The sequence below is a fragment of the Streptomyces sp. NPDC045021 genome (assembly GCF_056432645.1).
In genome coordinates, this window is the sequence record NZ_JBWKIQ010000007.1 from 44,272 (window position 1) to 64,333 (window position 20,062).

18 protein-coding genes are annotated in these 20,062 nt (G+C 70.2%); 12 read left to right on the top strand and 6 right to left on the bottom strand.

Annotated elements, in window-relative coordinates:
- Window positions 1–213 precede the first annotated feature (213 nt).
- Genes AC07DC_RS21615 through AC07DC_RS21645 form a run of 7 tightly spaced genes read left to right on the top strand, consistent with a single transcriptional unit; the run spans window position 214 to window position 7,569 of the window.
- A complete protein-coding gene (locus tag AC07DC_RS21615) occupies window positions 214–1,443 on the top strand; it encodes a substrate-binding domain-containing protein (RefSeq protein WP_478916040.1) in 1,230 nt (409 codons plus the stop codon).
- Window positions 1,444–1,445: 2 nt separating this feature from the next.
- Window positions 1,446–2,243 (top strand): ABC transporter ATP-binding protein, encoded by a 798-nt coding sequence (locus AC07DC_RS21620; RefSeq protein ID WP_478916041.1) that lies wholly within the window; start codon window positions 1,446–1,448, stop codon window positions 2,241–2,243.
- The gene (locus AC07DC_RS21625) at window positions 2,240–3,040 is read left to right on the top strand and encodes an ABC transporter ATP-binding protein (RefSeq protein WP_478916042.1); all 801 of its coding nucleotides are present in this window, start codon (window positions 2,240–2,242) and stop codon (window positions 3,038–3,040) included. Before AC07DC_RS21620 ends, AC07DC_RS21625 begins: the two co-directional genes overlap by 4 nt.
- The gene (locus tag AC07DC_RS21630; RefSeq protein ID WP_478916043.1) at window positions 3,040–3,927 is read left to right on the top strand and encodes a branched-chain amino acid ABC transporter permease; all 888 of its coding nucleotides are present in this window, start codon (window positions 3,040–3,042) and stop codon (window positions 3,925–3,927) included. The genes AC07DC_RS21625 and AC07DC_RS21630 overlap by 1 nt, the downstream gene beginning before the upstream one ends.
- Window positions 3,924–5,078 (top strand): branched-chain amino acid ABC transporter permease, encoded by a 1,155-nt coding sequence (locus AC07DC_RS21635; RefSeq protein ID WP_478916044.1) that lies wholly within the window; start codon window positions 3,924–3,926, stop codon window positions 5,076–5,078. Before AC07DC_RS21630 ends, AC07DC_RS21635 begins: the two co-directional genes overlap by 4 nt.
- Window positions 5,075–6,103: an alpha/beta fold hydrolase gene (locus AC07DC_RS21640; protein WP_478916046.1), complete on the top strand. Its 1,029-nt coding sequence runs from the start codon at window positions 5,075–5,077 to the stop codon at window positions 6,101–6,103. The genes AC07DC_RS21635 and AC07DC_RS21640 overlap by 4 nt, the downstream gene beginning before the upstream one ends.
- Window positions 6,100–7,569 carry an extracellular catalytic domain type 1 short-chain-length polyhydroxyalkanoate depolymerase gene (locus AC07DC_RS21645; RefSeq protein ID WP_478916048.1) on the top strand — a complete coding sequence of 490 codons (1,470 nt, stop codon included), beginning with the start codon at window positions 6,100–6,102 and terminating at the stop codon, window positions 7,567–7,569. Before AC07DC_RS21640 ends, AC07DC_RS21645 begins: the two co-directional genes overlap by 4 nt.
- A 271-nt stretch (window positions 7,570–7,840) precedes the next feature.
- Here the strand turns inward: AC07DC_RS21645 and AC07DC_RS21650 are convergent, their stop codons facing one another.
- Complete coding sequence (locus AC07DC_RS21650; protein ID WP_478916049.1) at window positions 7,841–8,392, bottom strand: 2'-5' RNA ligase family protein; 552 nt, start codon at window positions 8,390–8,392, stop codon at window positions 7,841–7,843.
- Between the two features lie 181 nt (window positions 8,393–8,573).
- On the opposite strand from AC07DC_RS21650, the gene AC07DC_RS21655 reads away from it, so the two are divergent.
- A complete protein-coding gene (locus AC07DC_RS21655) occupies window positions 8,574–9,635 on the top strand; it encodes a glycoside hydrolase family 19 protein (protein WP_478916405.1) in 1,062 nt (353 codons plus the stop codon).
- Between the two features lie 115 nt (window positions 9,636–9,750).
- Here AC07DC_RS21655 and AC07DC_RS21660 read toward each other — a convergent pair whose 3' ends face one another.
- The 3 genes from AC07DC_RS21660 to AC07DC_RS21670 all read right to left on the bottom strand — a co-directional run bounded on the left by AC07DC_RS21660 (window position 9,751) and on the right by AC07DC_RS21670 (window position 14,169).
- Window positions 9,751–12,252 (bottom strand): NlpC/P60 family protein, encoded by a 2,502-nt coding sequence (locus tag AC07DC_RS21660; RefSeq protein ID WP_478916050.1) that lies wholly within the window; start codon window positions 12,250–12,252, stop codon window positions 9,751–9,753.
- Between the two features lie 142 nt (window positions 12,253–12,394).
- Window positions 12,395–13,432 (bottom strand): ArsR/SmtB family transcription factor, encoded by a 1,038-nt coding sequence (locus AC07DC_RS21665; RefSeq protein WP_478916051.1) that lies wholly within the window; start codon window positions 13,430–13,432, stop codon window positions 12,395–12,397.
- Window positions 13,433–13,629: 197 nt separating this feature from the next.
- Entirely contained in the window at window positions 13,630–14,169 is a 540-nt protein-coding gene (locus AC07DC_RS21670) for a MepB family protein (protein ID WP_478916052.1), read from the bottom strand.
- Between the two features lie 296 nt (window positions 14,170–14,465).
- Here AC07DC_RS21670 and AC07DC_RS21675 point away from each other — a divergent pair, with 296 nt between their 5' ends.
- From AC07DC_RS21675 to AC07DC_RS21690, 4 genes are all read left to right on the top strand, one after another.
- Entirely contained in the window at window positions 14,466–14,735 is a 270-nt protein-coding gene (locus AC07DC_RS21675) for a hypothetical protein (protein WP_478916053.1), read from the top strand.
- Between the two features lie 217 nt (window positions 14,736–14,952).
- Entirely contained in the window at window positions 14,953–15,924 is a 972-nt protein-coding gene (locus AC07DC_RS21680; protein WP_478916054.1) for an aldo/keto reductase, read from the top strand.
- 28 nt (window positions 15,925–15,952) lie between these two features.
- A complete protein-coding gene (locus tag AC07DC_RS21685; protein ID WP_478916055.1) occupies window positions 15,953–16,708 on the top strand; it encodes a 2-phosphosulfolactate phosphatase in 756 nt (251 codons plus the stop codon).
- A gap of 566 nt (window positions 16,709–17,274) precedes the next feature.
- The gene (locus AC07DC_RS21690; RefSeq protein WP_478916056.1) at window positions 17,275–17,427 is read left to right on the top strand and encodes a hypothetical protein; all 153 of its coding nucleotides are present in this window, start codon (window positions 17,275–17,277) and stop codon (window positions 17,425–17,427) included.
- Window positions 17,428–17,607: 180 nt separating this feature from the next.
- Here AC07DC_RS21690 and AC07DC_RS21695 read toward each other — a convergent pair whose 3' ends face one another.
- Together AC07DC_RS21695 and AC07DC_RS21700 are read right to left on the bottom strand one after the other, a co-directional pair.
- Window positions 17,608–18,321 carry a lasso peptide biosynthesis B2 protein gene (locus tag AC07DC_RS21695; RefSeq protein ID WP_478916057.1) on the bottom strand — a complete coding sequence of 238 codons (714 nt, stop codon included), beginning with the start codon at window positions 18,319–18,321 and terminating at the stop codon, window positions 17,608–17,610.
- Between the two features lie 26 nt (window positions 18,322–18,347).
- Window positions 18,348–20,018 (bottom strand): asparagine synthase-related protein, encoded by a 1,671-nt coding sequence (locus AC07DC_RS21700; protein ID WP_478916058.1) that lies wholly within the window; start codon window positions 20,016–20,018, stop codon window positions 18,348–18,350.
- Window positions 20,019–20,062: the final 44 nt, after the last annotated feature.

The following is a 20,062-nucleotide window of genomic DNA, read 5'->3' on the forward strand; positions in this document are numbered from 1 at the left end:
GCGACGCGCAACACCACTCGAACGAGACGACGCGCCGTCGCACCGCGGGACGAACAACGCTGGGCGTGCGTTGTGCCCCCTCAATGGAATGCGGTCGCCATGTTCCCCTCCACCATGACCGACCCGGCAGGAGCGTGGCTTCTCCACATGTCCGGTCCAGCGCGGCGCTCCTACGGTTTGCGCAACCAATCACCTCTGCGGGAGCCGGTCACCATGCGTTCGAGTACATCGCGCACCAAGAACAGCAGATTCCTCCGCGGGCTTGCCCTGTTGGCCGTCGGCGCGGTGGTGGCCGGGTGCAGCGCCGCGGGAACGGCCGGCGGCTCCGCCGCGGACGGCGCGGACTCCGCCGCCGTCAAGGTGGGGCTGGTCTACTCCCGCAGCGGGCCGCTCGCGGCGTACGGGAAGCAGTATCGGGAGGGGTTCACCGCGGGTCTTGCCTACGCCACGCACGGCACCGGCAAGGTCGGCGGGCACACCGTCGAGGTCATCGAGCAGGACGACACGGGAGATCCGGCCAAGGCCGTCGCCGAGGCCAAGAGCCTGCTCGGCAAGGGCGTCAGGATCCTGGCGGGGACGACCGATTCGGGAGTGGCCCTGCAGATGGCGCCGCTGGCGGCGCAGAACCACGTCCTGTTCGTCAGCGGTCCGGCAGCGACCGACGCGGTCACCGGGATCAACAAGTACACGTTCCGCTCGGGGCGGCAGTCCTACCAGGACATCCTCACCGCCGGCTCGCTGCTCGGCGACGCCCGGGGCAAGGAGGTGACGGTGCTGGCACAGAACTCCGCATTCGGTCAGGCCAACGTGGCTGCGGTGAAAGCCGTGTTGGGCGCGGGCGGCGCCCGGGTCGACTCCGTGCTGGCACCTCCGAGCGCGGGCGACCTCACACCGTTCGCCCGGCAGGTGAAGTCCGGCAGACCTGATCTGGTCTTCGTGGCATGGGCGGGCGCCTCCGCCCCCGCCCTGTGGACGGCGTTGAACCAGCAGGGGGTGCTGGACTCCAGCAAGGTGGTGACCGGGCTGGCCGGTACCGCCTCGTACCCGGTCTTCGGTCCCGCCGGGGGCAAAGTGTCCTTCCTGGCCCACTACTTCCCCGGCGCCGCCGCCAACCCGGTGGAGACCGCGATGCTCGACGGCATCACCAAGGCGGGCGGGACGCCCGACCTGTTCAGTCCGGACGGCTTCACCGCGGCCCAGATGATCGTGCACGCCATCGAGACCGGCAGCGCCACCGACACCGCCGCGATGGCGAAGGCGCTGGAGGACTGGACGTTCAACGGGCCCAAGGGCAGCGAGCGGATCCGCGCCCAGGACCACGCACTGCTCCAGCCGATGTTCACCGCGCAACTGACCGGGACGACCGCGGCCGCCAAGCCGCACCTGCTCACCACCCTGCCGATGGCGGCGGTCACGCCCCCGGTGAAGCCGATGGCGGGCTGACCGTGACCTCCGCGACCCGCACACCGCAGAGCGCCGGAAACGGACACGGCACGGTTCGGCCTCCGGTGCTCCGGCTGCGTGACGCCGGCTGGAGCGTGGGAGGCGCCACCATCGTCCAGGACGTCTCCTTCGACGTGCGCGAGGGCGAGTTCCTGGCCTTCATCGGGCCCAACGGAGCCGGCAAGACCTCGCTGTTCAACCTCGTCAGCGGGCTCGTCCCGGCCACCGGGGGCAGCATCGAGCTCGATGGTGCCGACATCACCGCCGAGTCCGTACCGGCGCGGGCGCGGCGGGGGCTCGGCCGTACCTTCCAGACCTCCAGCCTGTGGCCGGCGATGACGGTGGCCGACCACGTACGACTGGCGGCGCAGGCGGCCGCGGGAGGTTCGTACCGGATCTGGCGGCGTGCCGCCCGTTACGAGCGGCAGGTCGGCGAGGTGCTGGAGCGCACCGGTCTCGGGCAGCGCGCCACGGCACCGGCCGGAAGCCTGTCGCACGGCGGGAAACGCAAACTCGAACTGGCGGTGCTCCTGGTCGGGGAGCCCCGGCTGATGCTCCTCGACGAACCGATGGCCGGGGTCAGCGCCGAGGAGGTCCCCGCGCTCACCGAGCTCATCCGCTCGCTGCACCGTGACGAGGGCCGCACCGTGCTCATGGTGGAACACCACATGGAGGTGCTGCTGGGCCTGGCCGACCGTCTCGCGGTGATGCACCACGGCACGCTCCTGGCGCTGGACACCCCGCAGGCGGTCATGGCCGACGCCACCGTGCAGCGGGCGTACCTCGGGGAGGCGTTGTGACCGCCCGGGGGGACAGCGCCCTGCTGGTGGTCCGCGATCTGCGGGTCGTCATCGGCGGACGGCACATCCTGCACGGCGTCGACCTCGATGTCGCGGCCGCCGGGGTGACCGCCCTGCTGGGCCGCAACGGCGCGGGCAAGACGACCACGGTGCGCGGCGTCCTCGGACTCGTCCCGCGCACCGGCAGCGTCCTGCTCGACGGCGAGCAGACGATCCGGCTGGCCACCCACGCCCTGGTCCGCCGCGGCATCGGATACGCACCCGAGGACCGCGGGATCTTCGCCGGCCTCACCGTCGCGGAGAACCTGCGGCTGGCCGAGCGGCGCGGCGCCGGCGCACCCGCCTACGACCTGGTGCACGAGCTCTTCCCGGAACTCAGACAGCGCGCCCGGCAGGCCGCGGGAACGCTCTCCGGCGGACAGCAGCAGATGGTCGCCATCGGCCGCACCCTCCTGAACGGAAACCGGTTGATCATCGCCGACGAGCCGACCAAGGGCCTCGCGCCCAAGGTGGTCACCGAGGTGGCCCAGGTCCTGGAGCGCGCCGCACAGGCCGTACCCGTACTGCTCGTGGAACAGAACCTCGCCATGGTGCGCCGCCTCGCCGAGCACTGCGTCGTACTGGCCGACGGACGCACCTCGTACCGCGGCCCCGCCGCACACCTGCTCGCCGACCCCGACGCGATGCGCCGCCTCCTGGGCGTCGGACGCCATGAGCAGAACATCCCACCCGGTTCGCCCCAACTCCCCACGGGAAACCTGGCGGATTCCGTACCTACCGCGGAGGGCGGTGTCTGATGTCCACTGTCGTGCTGCTCGCACTCACCGGGCTCGGACTGGGGGCGCTGTACTTCCTGGTCGCCTCCGGGCTGTCACTCATCTTCGGCCTGATGGACGTCCTGAACTTCGCCCACGGCGCGCTGCTGTCCATCGGCGCCTACGGCACCTGGTGGGCCGCCTCCGGCCACCTTCCGGGAGCCGGGTCCGGTGGATTCGGCTTCGTCCTGGCCGTCGCCTTCGGTACCGGCACCGGAGCTCTGGCGGCCGTGCTCCTCGAACTGGCCCTGATCCGGCCGTTGTACGCGCGTCCCCGTGAGCAGGTCCTGGCGACCGTCGGCGTGGGACTGGCCGTTCCGGCGATGCTCTCCGCGATCTGGGGAGCCGACGCCCGACCCTTTCCCGGGCCGCGGGCACTGTCGGGCACCTTCGCACTGCTGGGCGCGCAGATCCCGGTCAACCGCGTGGTCCTGACGGGCGCCGCCGTGGTCGTGCTCGCCACCCTGAAGCTCTTCCTCGGCGGCACCCGGCACGGTCTCGTCGTCCGCGCCGGAGTGGAGGACCGTGCCATGGTCACCGCGCTGGGGATCGACGTACGCAGAGCCTTCACGCTGGTCTTCGCCATCGGAGGAGCCGCGGCCGCGCTCGCGGGCGCCCTCGGCGGACTGTACTTCGGATCCGTCGACCCCAACCAGGGCACCTCACTGCTCATCTTCGCCTTCGTCGTGGTCGTGATGGGCGGCATGGGATCGATCACCGGCGCCGCACTGGCCTCGGTCGCCGTCGGTCTCGTCCAGCAGTTCGCCAACTACTACACCGCCGCGGGACTCGGCGACCTCGCCGTGGTCGTGCTGCTCGCCGCACTGCTTCTCGTCCGGCCGCGCGGCCTCACCGGGAGACTCGCGTGACCACCACGACCCAGACGAAGAACCCCGTTCGCAGGAGCCCCACCGCGGGCAGCGTCCGACGGCGCCGGCACGTCACCCGGTGGTGGCCCGCCGGCCTGTTGCTGGTGCTGCTCACCGCGCCGTACAGCGCGCTGCCCCTGCCGGGGCTGCTGGACGGACCGATCGGCAGCCCCGGCAGTCTCCAACTGCTCGCCCTGTGCCTGGTCTTCGGGGCGCTGGCCACCGGCTACGACCTGCTGCTGGGCCGTACCGGACTGCTCTCCTTCGGCCACGCCCTGTACTTCGCCGCGGGAAGTTACGCCACCAACACCATCATGCTGGAGGCCGGGCTGCCGTTCGTCACCTCGGCGCTCCTGGCGCTGCTCTTCGGCACGGCGCTGGCCGCACTGCTGGGGTCCGTCAGCCTGCGGGTGAGCGGCATCGGCTTCTCCATGGTGACGCTGGCCTTCGCCCAGGCCGGATCGATCCTCGTCGCACGCGACCCGGGCGGCCTCACCGGCGGGGAGGAGGGGCGCGCCGCGCCCGCGGACCGGCTGCCCGCCTCCCTGGTGGGCATCGAGCACACGGTCAACCTGTACTGGATCGCTCTGGCCTATCTGGTCATCACGCTGGCCGCCGTCCACTACGCGGTGCGTTCACCCACCGGCCGGGTCTGGGAGGGCATCAAGGAGAACGAGCGCCGCGTGGAGGTACTGGGACTGCGGCCCTACGGCTTCAAGCTCGTGGCGTTCGTGCTGTCGGGCGCCCTGGCGGCCCTCGGCGGCATCGTGTATCTGTTGCTGACCGGTGGGGCCACCCCGCAGACCACCACGTCGAACTTCACCCTGTCGCTCCTGGTGATGGTGGTCCTGGGCGGCTCCGGCTCGCGTTGGGGCCCGCTCGTCGGCGGAGTCCTGTACACCTGGGCCGACCACCGTCTCGGCGACCTCGCCGGGTCAGGCACGGTGGCGGGACTCCCCGCGGCGCTGCGCGTCCCGCTCTCCCAGCCCCTGTTCCTGCTCGGCACCGCCTTCGTCGCGGTCGTGTACCTGCTGCCCGGCGGGGTGGTGCGGCTGCCGGAACGGATCCGCGCCATCTGGTCCTCCCGGACCCTCGGGCGCACCATGACAGATGCCCAGCCCGCCGAACGGAAAGAGATCCCAGCGTCATGACGCAGAATCCATCCCCCGCGACAGCGGCACCCCAGGAACCGACGCAGGCGCACCCGGTCGGAGCCAAGCCGGTCGGGAGCGAGCCCGTCGAACCGGTCCAGCCCGTCGAACCCGACCAGCTCGTCGAGCCCGTCGAGCCGGAGCCGTTCGAGGAGTTCACCGTCGCCGTCGAGGGAGGGGAACTCGCCGTGCTGCGGTGGCCGGCGGCGGTGCCGGACGCGCCGGTGGTACTGGCGCTGCACGGCATCACCGGCAACGCCTTGTCCTGGGCGCGCGTCGCCCACCATCTGGCGGGCCGCGTCACCCTGCTCGCCCCCGATCTGCGCGGCCGGGCGGGCAGTGCGGCGCTGCCGGGACCGTACGGGATCGCCCGCCACGCCGATGACGCGGCCGCCGTGGCGCGGGCGGTGGGTACCCGACGCGTGCTCCTGGCCGGACACTCCATGGGTGCCTTCGTGGCGGCCGTGGCCGCGGTGCGCCACCCTGAGCAGTTCTCCCCGCTGCTGCTGGTGGACGGCGCCGTGGGTTTTCCGGCACCGGTGGATCTGGAACCCGACGAGCTGATCACCGCTGTCATCGGACCGGCCATGCGCCGACTGTCGATGACCTTCCAGGACCGCACCACCTACCGGTCCTTCTGGCAGGCGCATCCGGCGCTCGCCTCGTCCTGGGCGCCCTGGGTGGACGCCTACGTCCAGCGCGACCTGGTCGGAAAGGAGCCGGAACTGCGGTCCTCCTGCCGGATCGAGGCGGTACGCACCGACGGAGTGGAGCTGTTCTCCGACGACGTCCTGGCCGCCGTCCACCAACTGCCCGGCCACGCCCGGCTGCTGTGGGCCGAGCGCGGTCTGAGGGACGAGCCGCAGGGGCTGTACGACGAGCAGCGGCTGGCCGCGGCCGGCCTCGACCACCCGAACGTCACCGCGCTGATGCTGGCCGGCACCAACCACTACACCATCCTCATCGGCGACGAAGGCGCCCGGACCGTCGCACAGCACCTCGTGGAAATGGCAGGCCCGTCATGACCCCAGCCCTCGTGCGCGGGATCCTCCGACGCCTCAGCGTGATCGTCGTCCTCGGCCTCCTCGCCACCGGTCCGGCGAGCGTGCCGGCCGGCGCGGCCGGTGGCACCTACCAGCAGATCACCGGCTTCGGCTCCAACCCGGGCAACCTGACGATGTATCAGTACACGCCGGCGAACCTGCCCGCCGGCGCCCCGCTGGTCGTCGCCCTGCACGGCTGCGTCCAGAGCGCGAACGACTACCACGCGCACTCGGGTTGGCAGAAGTACGCCGACCTGTGGGGATTCGCCGTGGTCTACCCGCAGACCGGTACGGCCAACAACAGCCTGTCGTGCTTCAGTTGGTTCGACTCCGCCAAGGACACCCGCGGGCGCGGCGAGGCGGCCTCGGTGATGCAGATGGTGGACCACGCCAGAGCTCAGCTCGGTTCCGACAGCCACCGGGTCTTCGTCACCGGCCTGTCCGCGGGCGCCGGCATGGCGGCCGACCTGCTCGCCGACTACCCCGACGTGTTCGCCGGCGGGTCCGTCGACTCCGGGCTGCCCGCTCAGTGCGCCACCGCCCAGAGCGCCGCCTCCTCCTGCCAGAACACCGGCCAGAACCTCACTCCGGCCCAGTGGGGCGACAAGGTCCGCGGCTCCTTTCCCGGGTACACCGGGCCGTGGCCGCGCGTCGCGATCTGGCAGGGCACGTCCGACACCACCGTCACCCCGGTGAACGCCACCGAGCTGCGCGATCAGTGGACCGACGTCTGGGGCATCGGCCAGACCGCGTCCAGCACCGAGAGCCTGCCCGGCAACACCACACGGAGCAGCTACAACGACACCACGGGCAAGGCCGCCGTCGCGCTCTACTCGATCTCCGGAATGGGCCACGGCCTCGCCGTGAACCCGGGAGCCGGCACCGATCAGTGCGGTACCGCCGGCGCCTACTTCCTCAACACCATCTGCTCCACCTACTACACCGCCACGTTCTGGGGCCTGGACGGATCTCCCGGAGGCGGCCCCGGCTCCCTGCCCGCGCCCACCGGCGTACGGGTCACCGCGACCACCGAGACCACCGCGTCACTGGCCTGGGACGCCGTCGGCGGCGCCGCCTCGTACACCGTCCGGCGCAACGGCGCCGCCGCGGGGTCCGCCACGTCGGCGTCGTACACCGACACCGGGCTGGCCTCCGGCACCGCCTACAGCTACACCGTCACCGCGGTCGACTCCTCCGGCACCGCAGGTGCCGCCTCGGCGGCGGTCACCGCGACGACCATCGGATCGGCACCCCGGTGCTTCACCGCCGACAACTACCACCACGTCGCGGCCGGGCGCGCGCACCAGAGCGGCGGCTACGCCTACGCCAACGGCTCCAACCAGAACATGGGCCTGGACAACGTCTTCGTCACCCACACCCTGCAGGAGTCCACGCCCGGCTCCTTCGTCATCGCCGACGCCGGCTGCCCCGTCCGAAGTGCCGGCTGAGGGGTACTGCGCCGACGGGCGAACCGCGGACGCAGGTGGTATCCAGTCCTCTGTGGAAGAACAACGTGATGTGAACAGCCCCGTCCAGATGTCCCGGCAGCCGCGGCTGCTCTCGACCTCCTGCGGCAACTGCTCGTGCTGCGGGGAGGGGGCCTGCGTCCGCGGCCCGGACAACGGCTGTCCGGTGGACCTCAACAGCGTGACGTCCTGTCCCTGCCTGGCGGAGTGACCCGTATGGCCCAGCGGCCGGATCCGGATCCGGACAGACCTTTCAGTCGCGCAGTGCGAACGTCTCCGCGTCGTACCAGCGGGCGCCGTCCCAGACCACGAGCTGCACCGCGGTGACCCGAGTGGCGCAGGGGAGCCCGGCCGCCAGATCGGCTTCGATCGCGTCGAACACGCCGGGTTCCGTGCCATAGGCGACGGTCAGATGGGGCGCCGCGTCGTCGTACCGGCCGCCGTACGGCTGCGCTTGCGGCCAGCGGCCGACGACGTCACGGGTGAGCGCGCGCAGCGGGCCGTCCGGCTCGGGGACGAGGTGGAGCATCTTGGGGAAGCGTCCGCTCCGGCGGAAGGTCATGTCGAAGGCCGCGTGAGCGCCCAGCGCATCCCGCAGCGCCTCGACGACGGAGCCATCGATCCGCGGGTGATCCAGGAACGGATAGAGCACCGACACGTGCGCGGGGACCGCGGTCTGCGCGGCGGGGTCGAACCGCCGTCGCCACTCGCCGACCAGAGGTTCCGCCTCAGGAACCTTGATGACCAACGCCGTTCGGCCTGCCGCGGACCCCGCCACACCCTTGTCCGTCATCGCTCCGGTCACCGTCCCGTCCTTCGCCCTGCGGTCGCCGCTCAGCAGGCTACCTGGGCCACGCCGTCGAACAGCCCCTACCTCGTGGAATATTGGTCTGGACCTTGACAGGTCCAGACCAATCGGGTTGAGTGCAGGTCGATCCCCCACTCAATCCCCCACTAGGAGTGGCCTCGTGTCAAAACAACGGATCATGGCGTTCCTCACCGCTCTGATCGTCGCGGTCGGACTGGCGGTCCTCGTACCGCTGGCGTCCACCGCGTCCGCCGCGGAGTGTACGACCGCGTGGAGCTCCTCGACGGTGTACACCGGCGGCCTGTCCGCGTCCTACAACGGTCACAACTGGTCCGCGAAGTGGTGGACCCAGAACGAGACGCCCGGCACCGCCGCCGTCTGGGCCGACCAGGGTGCCTGCGGCAGTTCGGGCGGCTCCGGCGGCACCGGCGGCACCGGGTCGTGCGACTACCCCGCGTGGGTCGCCGGCCGGGCGTACGTCACCGGTGACGTCGTCAAGTACACCGACGGCAACGCGTACCGGGCCGAGCACGACAATCCCGGCTACGACCCGGTCATCAGCACCTGGTACTGGGAGCCGTACACCTGTGGCGGAACACCGACCACGCCGCCCAGCCAGGGTGGCTTCCCGGTCAGTGAGGCCCAGTTCAACCAGATGTTCCCGAGCCGCAACTCGTTCTACTCCTACAGCGGCCTGACCGCGGCGCTCAGCGCCTACCCCGGCTTCGCCAACACCGGGAGCGACACCGTCAAGCGGCAGGAAGCCGCCGCCTTCCTGGCCAACGTCAACCACGAGACCGGCGGACTCGTCTACATCGTCGAGCAGAACACCGCCAACTACCCCCACTACTGCGACGCGAGCCAGTCCTACGGCTGCCCCGCCGGCCAGGCCGCCTACTACGGCCGCGGTCCGATCCAGCTCAGCTGGAACTTCAACTACAAGGCCGCGGGCGACGCACTCGGCATCGACCTGCTCCACAACCCCAACCTCGTCCAGAACGACTCCTCCGTCGCCTGGAAGACCGGGCTGTGGTACTGGAACACCCAGACCGGCCCCGGCACCATGACCCCGCACAACGCGATGGTCAACAGCGCCGGCTTCGGCGAGACCATCCGTAGCATCAACGGAAGCATCGAATGCAACGGCGGCAATCCCGCCCAGGTCCAGAGCCGAATCGACGCCTACCAGCGCTTCGTCCAGATCCTCGGCGTGCCGGCAGGCAACAACCTGAGCTGCTGAGACCCGCTCCGCGGACGGGCTCGATCCCCGAGCCCGTCCGCGGACGGAACGACTGACGACTCACGGCTCACGGACGCGGCGGCCAGCCGCCTGGTCCGTGAGCCGTTGGTCGTTCTCAGCAGGTGGGCAGCGAGTCGTCCCAGGCCGGTCCCTTGATGTAGATGTTGCTGATCCAGCCCTGCTGATCCGCCAGCCGGCTCCAACCGTCATTGGTGTAGCCGTCGGCGGTGACGCTCTCACTGTGCTTCTGGCACACCACGGTCACCTGGGTCGGCCCCGCCAGCGTGGTGACCACCCCGGACCCGGACGTGGCGTCCTGGTGGACGCGCACATTGGTGCCCCAGGTCGAGCGGGTGTTTCCGTGAGTCTCACCGCCCGGACTGCCGGGAACGCCGTCGCAGGCCGGTACGCCGTCGAGCCAGGCGGCCCCCTTGACGTAGATGTTGGAGATCCACGCCTGACGGTCGGCGAGGTGGCTCCAGGCGTCGTTGGTGATGCCCTCGGCCGTCACCGACTGGCCGTGCACCTGGCAGTCGATCGTCACCGCGGTCGGGCCGGGAAGCAGGTCCGCGCGCTCACTGGTGGCCGTCGGGGCCGTGTGCAGGTAGACGTTGCTCCCCCACGTCATGTGATCGCCGCCCACGGCCCCGCCGTTGCCGCCACCGCAGGTGGGGACGTCGACCAGCCATGCGGCGCCCTTGACGAAGATGTTCGACACCCAACCGTTGTAGTTGGGCAGGAAGCTCCACGCGTCATTGGTGATGCCCGACGCCGTCACCGACTCCGCGTGCTTCTGGCAGGAGATGCCGATGTCCGTCGGACCGGCCAGTGTGGTCACCAGTCGGCCGGAGGCCGAGGGGATGGCCCGGATGTTGACATTGGTGCCCCAGGTGGAATGGGCACCGCCTCCCGGCGCCGAGCCGTCGCAGGCCGGAATGCCGGGAAGCCATGCCGGTCCGCGCACGTAGATGTTGGAGACCCAACTGCCGCCGATGTCCGGCAGGTGCGACCAGACGTCGTTGGTGTACCCCTCGGCAGTGACCGACTGGGCGTGCTTCTGGCAGTCGATCCGGATCGCGGTCGGGCCGCTGAGCGTGGTGTAGACCGGCCCCGACGTCGACGGTGTGGTGTGGGTGCGGACGTCCGTGCCCCAGGTGGAGTTGGGACCGCCGACGCCTCCACCGCCCCCGCTGCCGGAGCCCGACGGCCGGACCGCGCCCATGTAGTCGTGGTGGTTGGACATCGGGGAGACCCGGATCTTCTCGTTGGACTGCGGGGCTTCGGCGATCAGCCCGGTGCCCAGATAGATCGCGGTGTGATGGATGTTCGCGGAAGTACCGAAGTAGACGATGTCCCCCGCCCGCAGAACGCTCTCACCCATCGGCGGGCCGAACCGCACCGACCACGGCGCCCGGTACGCCGAGTCCGCCGTGCGATCGCCGATGATGTCGTACCCCGCGGCCTTGTAGTAGGCGAAGCGGACGTAGCCGGAGCAGTCGAATCCCTTGCGGAACGGGTCGTTGGCGCTGCGGACCGGGTCGGACTGGTCGACCGAGCCGAACGTCGCCTGCGGCGGCGAGACGCTGTGCCCGCCGCCCCAGGTGTACCAGGTGTCCTGCGCGATGACGGAGCAGGCGGCCGCGATGGCGGCGGCGCCCATCGGGTCGGTGTCGGTGTGCGGTGCGCACGGGGTGTTCGGGTTGGGATCCGATCCGCCCGACGCGGCGAAACTGACCGCGGTGGACACCGCCTTGGCCGCCATCCGGTTCGCCGTCGCGCCGTGGTCACCCGCGCCGTACTGGGTGTGCGCGGGAAGGCTGTACGCGAACTGCTGCGCCAGGTCGTCCGTACTGGGCGGTCCTGGACGATTGCAGACGTGGTCGTCGGTGCGGCACACGTCGAAGTACCGGCCGTCGCCGATGAATCCGGCGAACGCTCCCGGAACGTTCAGCCGCCCCAGCAGCCCGCCGTCGGCGACAGCGGCCGTGCCGGTGCTGAAGTCCGGGTTGATGGTGAGCATCGAACCCGCCTGGGCCATACCGATCTGGCCGTTGTTGCGGCTGGGGTCGGCGACCGTCAGCACGGCGCCGATGGTGTCCGCGTGCGACTGCACCACGGGCAGCTGCAGCGCCGACTTCACGACGTGCGCGCCCATCGAGTAGCCGAGCAGGATCAGATGGGGATGGTTGGAGCACCCCGCGTAGAAGTTGACCTCGCTGGCCAGCCGGTCACGGCCGATGTTCAGTCCGGTCCAGTAGTCCGGCAGACCGCCGGGCCAGGGGCGGGAGATCAGCGACGCCGGGTACTTGAGGTTACGGACCTTGATCGCCTGGTCCTGGACACCCTTGTCGTGCAGGGACTGCACGATCCCTGCGATGAACCAGCTGTTGACTCCGCTGGAGCCCCACTCCATCCCCGCGCCCTGGTGCGTGGTGTCCTCCTCGGTGCCGTACGCCGAGATCACCACCCAGTTGGGCCCGCAGACCGGGTCGCCCGGATCGGGATCGGGGTAGTCGGCGCGGGCGGCCGGGGCCGCGCCGATCGTCGTGGTCGCCACCATCGCCAGCAGGACGGAGAGGAGGAGAAGCCACCGTGGCAGCCTCGGCCTGGTTGTCACATTCACTGTACGAGAGCCCTTTCATGCACTGCCGTGGCATCGGCCGAAGGGACGCGGGGAACACCACCGCGAAGACCGTTGTCGGTGCATCGTCACATTGCCGGTGCGGGGACAGCATGTGCCGGGGACTGCGACCGGGCAATCATTTCGAGCACACGCTAAATGGGCCCTTCGGCAGCGGACCGTCCGCCAGACCGGGCGTTGCCCCGCCGAGCAGCCGGAGCCCCAACGCGGTCGCCGTATGCAGAACGTGCTTCCCGTCGCGACGGCTGGCCACGAGTCCGCCGTCCCGCAACACCCCGATCTGGTAGCTGACGCTGGGCAGCGTGACGCCCACGGCCTCGGCCACCTCCGAGGTGGTCCGATCGTTCCTGTTGGCCACTTCGGCCAGCACCGCGGCCCGGGTCCTGCCCAGCAGGCGCACCAGTCCGTCTTCCGTCACGCCCTCACCGTCGAGCGGCACCTTCACCACGGGGTAGACGAGCACCGGAGTCAGGCCCGGGTCCGCGAGAGCCGTCGGCCGGCCCCAGCAGAAGTACGACGGGACCAGCAGCAGGCCGCGTCCCGCCAGATGCAGGTCCCGGTCGACCGGGTAATCCACCTCCAGCACCGGGGAGTTCCACCGCGCCATCGGGCGCAGTCCTTCCAGCAGCGCCTGGGTGCCGCCGTCGAGCAGGGTGCGCGCACGCCGGCCGATATCGTTGTCAACGGCCGTGCGGATTCGGGGCCAGAACGGCTGCAGCAGTGCCCGGTGGTAGGTGGCGAGGGCTCCCGTGAGGGGAACGAGCCCGCTTGCTCCGCGCTCCCCCAGCGTGGTGGCCCAGTTCGGGACCGGACGGGACTCGGCAAGCCGTGCCAATTCGCGGGTCAGTTGACCGCGCGGAGTACGGCGCACCTGGTCGAGGCCGGCGAAGAGTTCGGGGCCGGTATCGGTCGGAGTGAGAAAGTCCGGAATGTAGCCGGACGGCGGGATCAATTGTCGCAGCAGCTGCAGGGCACGCTTCGCGACGTGGTCTCTGCGCAACCGGTCATGGGCCGAACCGCGCCAATGGCCGAAATCCAGCGGTCCTTGTCCGGTTTGCAGTCGGCAGACACTGCACACCAGTTCCCATAACGGATCAGGATGCTGGGCAATGCGAATGTTCTGCAGGTCATGTGGGGTGAAGTGAACGCGGAGCATGCAGCCTCTTTCGCTCGCAGGCCCGATGCGGGTCGTGGCCGTACCGGTGCGGAACGACCACAGGTAAGGACCCGCTCAGGCTCTCCACGGTTGCGCGCTGCCCCGATTTCGGGCGGGAAAGGAGACCGAAACCGAAGGAGGCAGGTTTCGCCCGCATTTCCTCTTTACCGCTGCTCACGATTGGTGGCCCGCCGGCTCTACGGGTGGTAGAGCGCGCGAGCCCGCACGGCGTCCGCCGACCCGTCCTCGGGAATCCGCAGGAAGTACTCCAGCTGCCAGGCCTGGGCGCCGCGGGCCTGTCGGTTGACCGCTGTGACCCAGGGCGGGTAGACGCGGAAGGCCCTCTTGCCGCCGATGCCGTTCCTGGACATCACGTCCCGCTCGCAGAGCACCTTCCGCGGGAACACGAACTGCCCGAAGTGGTGCTCCTCGCGGGAACTGATCACGACGAGATCAACGGGGTCCTCGGAGTCGAACGGCGCGATGGGTCCGTCCGGAGACCTCTTCCACACGGTGACGAACTGGCCGATCTTCGTCGGGGTCGTCTTCGCCACCCGGAACCTGACGGAAGCGCCGTCCAGGGTGAACTCATGCGCACAGTAGGCGGCGCTCTCCGGCTCGGGTACCGGTCGTGAGCAGCTGAACCCGTTCACGTCGTACACCCAGGTCTTCGCCGCGAGCAGGTCGCTGTGGACCGGTACCGCGGACGACGTCCACGGCTCGGGATCAGCGGTCATCTCTGATCTCCGGACACGGCGTCGGCGTCGGCGAGCCCGCCGGCCTTCGGTTCCATCGTGCGCATGAACAGCTCCATCGTGACGTCGGGTGCGAGGGCGAACCTATCCGAGCGCACTGTCACCGGGGCCGGGCCGGGGCGTGGACCGCTGCGTTCACCGAGCCGTACTGGGGGCGGGGGTGGCGGGGGTCACGGTCCGCGTATACCCAAAATTTAGCGACTTGTCAGTGCCGCCTGGCAGGATCAGTGTGCTCGGTCCACGAGCGCTACGGGGGATGTACGGGGGATGGGGAAAGCATGACGGAATTCCTATGGCCACGGGGGGCGGACGCGGAGGACACCGCCGCGTTCGAGGCCTGGCTCGACGCGCGAGGGTGGGAGATCGACCCCACCATGTTCATGGCCGGTGTCGGGGGCCCGGCCGTCCAGGTACGCCGTATCGGCGAGACGTGGCAGGACGGGGACGACGGGTTGCTGATCCTGCCGGGTGAGTCCGTCACGTTCGACGCCTGGCGGATGAGCGTCGTACGGACCACCGGTATGGGAATGCTCTGCCGCAGTTCCTGAGCATCAGCATCATCCACAGGCCCGGCCGTCGCGGTGAACGCGCGGCAGGGTCTGTGCTTTCCCGGTGTGCGGTGTGCCGGCCGCAGTGTGCGGCTGTGCGGTGTGCGGCTCTGCGACCGGTGGCGGTCGGCGCGAAGGCGGAGCCTTGACCTGAAGCGCGCTCCAAGTGACAGGGTTCGCGACGTTCCCCCACTTCCTCGCACTCTGTGGAGCACTCATGCGTTTTCGTACTCTGGGCCGCCGTCCCGACACCACTCCGGGACCCCGCGTCAGCACCATGTGCCTGGGCGCCATGCCCTTCGGGACCCGCGTCGAGGAAGCCACGGCCTTCGCGATCCTGGACCGTTTCGTGGAACGCGGCGGCACCTTCGTCGACACTGCCAACTGCTACTCGTTCTGGGAGGACGGCGCGCACGGCGGTGAGAGCGAAGAGGTGGTCGGCCGGTGGATGGCGGCGCGTGGAAACCGGGACCGGATCGTGCTCGCCACCAAGGTCGGCGCCCGTCCGGCACGGCCGGGCCAGTGGCCCGGCACTGCCGAAGGGCTCTCGGCCAAGGCCATCCGCAGTGGCATCGAAGGCAGCCTGCGCCGGCTGGCCACCGACCGCGTCGATGTGCTCTACGGCCACATAGAGGACCGTGCGACGCCACTGGCCGAGACCGTCGAAGCGTTCGGTGAGTTGGTCGCCGAGGGAACCGTCGACGTCCTGGGCGTCAGCAACCAGGTCACCTGGCGCATCGAACGCGCGCGGAAGCTCGCGAATGAACGCGCCCTGGCCGGCTACTCCTGCATCCAGCAGCAGTACACCTACCTGCGTCCCAAGCCCGGCGCGAGGTTCGGAACGGGCGAGCACGTCACGCCCGAACTGCTCGACTACGTCCGCGGCGAACCCGACCTGACCCTGCTCGCGTACACTCCGTTGCTCTCCGGTGCCTACACCAACCCCGCAAAGCCCGTGCCCGAGCAGTTCGACCACCCCGGCGCCGCCGCCCAACTCACCGCCCTGCGCGAGGTCGCCGCGGAGACCGGTACCACCGCGGGTCAGGTCGTCCTGGCCTGGCTCCTCGGCGGCGCCCTACCGATCGTTCCCATCATCGGCGCCACCTCCCTCACCCAACTCGACGAGTCCCTCGACGCGCTGGACCTCGACCTCACCCAGGCCCAACGCGACCACCTCGACCGGGCCTGAGGCCCGGGAACACAGCCGGAGGAGACATATGGACGACTGGTTTCTCCAGTCAGGCAGTGGAGCGCGATTCGACTGGGGAGCCGTCGGCGCGCAACGGCTCGCGGCCGATGCCGCGTGTCTGGTGGTGGTCGATGTGCTGTCGTTCACGACGTCGGTGACGGTGGCGGTGGAGTCCGGGACGCGCGTCCATCCGTACGCCTGGCGCGACGCCTCCGCGGCGGAGTTCGCCGAACGGATGGGCGCGCGCCTGGCCACCGGGCGTCGGATGTCCACGCCGGAATCACCGTGGTCGCTCTCCCCTGCGGCGCTGCGCAGCGCTCCCTTCACTCCGCGCCTGGTCCTGCCCTCTCCGAACGGATCGGCGATCGCCGCCGCGGCCGGCGGGTCGACGGTGGTCGCCGGCTGTCTGCGCAATGCGACGGCCGTGGGCTCCTGGCTCGCACGGCACGGCTACGGGGCCCTCGACCGCCCGGTGGCCGTGATCGCCTCGGGAGAACGCTGGCCCGACGGCAGCCTGCGCCCGGCGCTGGAGGATCTGCTCGGCGCCGGAGCGATCCTGTCTGCCCTGCGGAGCCGTTCCGGCTGCACGATGTCGCCCGAAGCTGCCGCTGCGGCCGCATGCTTCGAACCGACACCGGATGTCGCCGCGGCCGTGACCGACTGCGCGTCGGGAAGGGAACTCGTGGGCGGAGGTTTCGCCGACGACGTGGCCATCGCCACCGAACGGGACTCCTGTGACGTCGTTCCGGTACTCATCGACGGGTCATTCGCCGCCGCGGAGTGATCCCCCCACGATCGGATCCCTGGGAACGGGCCTCTCGTGGGGGCCATCGGCGCCTGCCTTTGAGGCAGTTGGGGTTGCAGTGGCCGCTGACCGCTCCCCCTTCGAGATTTTGCCGAATGCATACCAAGAGGCATTTCGTGCGAGAGCGCCTCGGACACGAGCGAGGCTCTGGGCGGTGGATCGGTCGAATTTTCGTCGGGCCACCGCCCGCGTCTCCCGCCGGTCTTCAAATCCGGCCGTGCGACGCGCCCTTCCGCTCTCACGGACGCGAATCAGCCCCATCGGCCATCCCGGCACGAGAACTCACCAGTTGACGAACCAGCGACCCCGATGGCGGGCGGCGGCGGAGCCAATGGCTTCGAATTGAGCGCGGACACACCTCGACGATCAACGCGTCGTACATTTTGAATGCCGAGGATCCATAAAGTCCGCAACTCCACCGGATGTTATCCCTGTCCAGGCTCCGTACAAGGCCGCATAAACGGCTGTTGCTCCTCCACGCGCCCCGGGCACAGACTGAAGGAGTCAACCGGTCGGCTGAAAAACACCTGGAAGGAGGCAGTCCCATGGAGCTCAACATCCGAGTATTCGCCCAGTGCGTATCACCTGTGCGCTGGGTCCACATCCGGACGACGATCACCATCATCGTGATCGTTATTCTGGTTCTCTTCGGGCACGGCGAGACGTCGATGTTTGACGCCCTCGCTCGCCGTTCCTGAAGTATCCGTAGCACAGGCAGTACGAGAAGGGGTTCGGTCGCGCATGCCGGCGGCCGGACCTTTCTCCATGTCCGGGACCGATCGACCGGAAGTCCTCCCCGGCCACTCCTGGGAAATCACCGTATCGCATTGTTCGCATCCGGCGAAAGGACCGCGGGCCACAAGAAAGGCCTGGATCGGTCAAATTGAAAGAACGCGCCGGAAAAGAGCGCTCTCAGAATCGGAAGGGTGCGTGACGGGATGTCCGCCGACTTCGACCCAGGCATGGAACCGGTAGGGATCCTCGACCGCCCCGATGCACCAGTCGAGCCGTCGGCCCAGCAGCGCCATCGTCACGACGGCGCTCAGGGAGAGTTCGAGGCAGGCGGCGCGTCCGGGGAAACGCCGCGCCGCGGCCTCGACAGCGACCACCGCCCACAACGCCTGTTCCGCCGTGGCCACCCCACGGCACCACCGCTGCCGGGCCCCGACCAGCCCGACCGTCAGCCGGAACGGGAGGCGTAGCAACAGCAGCGCGACGACGAGGGCCACCAGGGGAAGGCCCCGGTGCGAGCGCGGCCGCGCTCCGGCCGGTACGACGGTGACCTTCTCGGCCGGCTCCCCCGGGCTCCGCCGCCCGCCCGGCCCACCGGGCAGCACCAATCCGCGCGCGGCCAGACCGACAGCCAACTCTTCCGCGTCCGAACGGACTTGGGTGCGCTGCTCACACGGATACCGATGTGCCACGGCGTCGACCGCGGCGTCGAAATCGCCGGTGCGCTGCCACTCCTGCCAGAGCGTGTGCGCGCTGGAGTTGAGGGCGTACCACTGCCCCGAGCGCGCGTTCAACAGCACGCTGCCGCCGTGCGGGGCGACGCTGTCATGGATGTGCTCGGGGATGTACAGGTCCGGCATGGTGCCATCTCCTCGGGAAGGGCGGGTCACTCCAGACCGCGTAGCCACACTTCGGCGCTCAGGAGCCTGTTCAGCGCGGGCAACGGAGCCTGGATCCCCATCAACACCTGGTCGAGCGAACGGAGCACGGCCTGGGAGTCGATGATCCCGAGGTCCGCCAGCCGCGAGCCGGTGAGCACGGATCTGATCTCCGCCGCGTGCAGCCGTGCACCCTGGTAGTCCTCGGCCGTGTAGTTCCCCTTGCCGCGCCTGGCCAGCACGGGTTCCGGCACCAGGCCGGCCAGCGCCGCTCCGAGCAGTGGCTTGACGGTGGTCGGATCGGCCCGGCGATACGCAGCCAGTCCCGTGCACGCCCTGACCACGTCGTTGTCGAGGAACGGGGCCTGCGGCCACACGTCGAACTCGCGGGCTGTTTCCGACAGTTGCTGCTGGACGGTCGCCGCGGTACGCAGCTCGGTGAGGGCCGTGTGGTCACCCACGCCGAGGCCCGGCGTCGCGGCAACGGTCCGCGCGCGACTTCTGGCCAGCTCGGCGAGCTCGCTCCGCATGGACCCGGTCAGCCAGCCGGCCTCGGATCCCGGCTCGGGCCACCAGGCGATGGTGTCCAGCCACTGCGGGATGCGCTGCGCCGGCCGTTCGAACCGGTCGGCCAGCCGCTTCAGCGCCCCGCCCGCCGACGTTCGTGACAGACGCAGTGCCCGGGCCGCCACCTCCGCGGGTGCCTCGCAGCGGGCCCTTGCCACATCGCGGCAGTGCCGCCCGAAGGTGCGAGGTCCGCCCTGCCGGGCGAGGTCGGCCAGATAGCCGGCGGACGGGACCAGGAGGGCGTCTCCGCCTTCGCCGCCGAGATGGATCGCGCCGCCGCCCGCGGCGATACCCGCCAGGCGCACCCGCAGCCGGGCGGTGTTCACCGCCGCAACCTCGGGCTGGCCGGCCGGGCTTACCTGATCCAGTCCGTGGTACGTGAGGGTCTGCCGAGAGCCGGGAAGAACGGTCAGCTCCAGCCGCCCGTCCAGCCGGGCGAACCGCTGGGCATGCTCCAAGTCCCCGGAGGGGGCTTCCGGGTGGTGGTAGACGAAGACGGGGAGCGGGGTGCGAGCCCGGCGCACGGCGAGGAAGGCCAGGGAAGTGGAGTCCAGGCCACCGCTGAAGTCCGCGGTGAGCCGATCTCCCCGGCCAGCGCGTGCGCCGACCGCGGCCGTCAGCGCCGTCCTCAGCGCTGCTGCGCCGTCCGCGAGCGACGCGTGGCGTTCGGGGACCAGGGGGTCATAGGTCCAGGTCGTCAGATGTCCCTCGGCATCGATCCGCAGCGCCTGGCCGCCACCGAGTCTGCGGACGCCGTCAAGGACGGATCGCTCCCCCAACAGCGGGCCGGCGCCGGGGCACAGGATCTGGGCCGCCAGGGTGGCGCGGTCGGGTCGCGCGGGGATTCCCGCCGCCGCGGCCGCGATCGCCGGTTGCGAGCCGAGGGCCACGCGCCCGCGTCGGGGGCAGTAGTACAGCGGGAACTGGCCGGCCAGATCGGTGAGGGCGAGGAGTTCGCCGTCCCGCGCCATGACGACGAGGTAGCTGCCGGGCCACCGGGTGAGGATCTCCCACCGGTCGTCCTCCACTGCTTGGACGAGCCCCGCCCTGAGCTGTTCGTCATCGGCGAGACACTGCCCCACGGTGACCAGACCGGCTCCTTTGTACGTCACGCCCCGTAACTCGCCCGATCGCCACGGGCCCCGGGACCACAGCG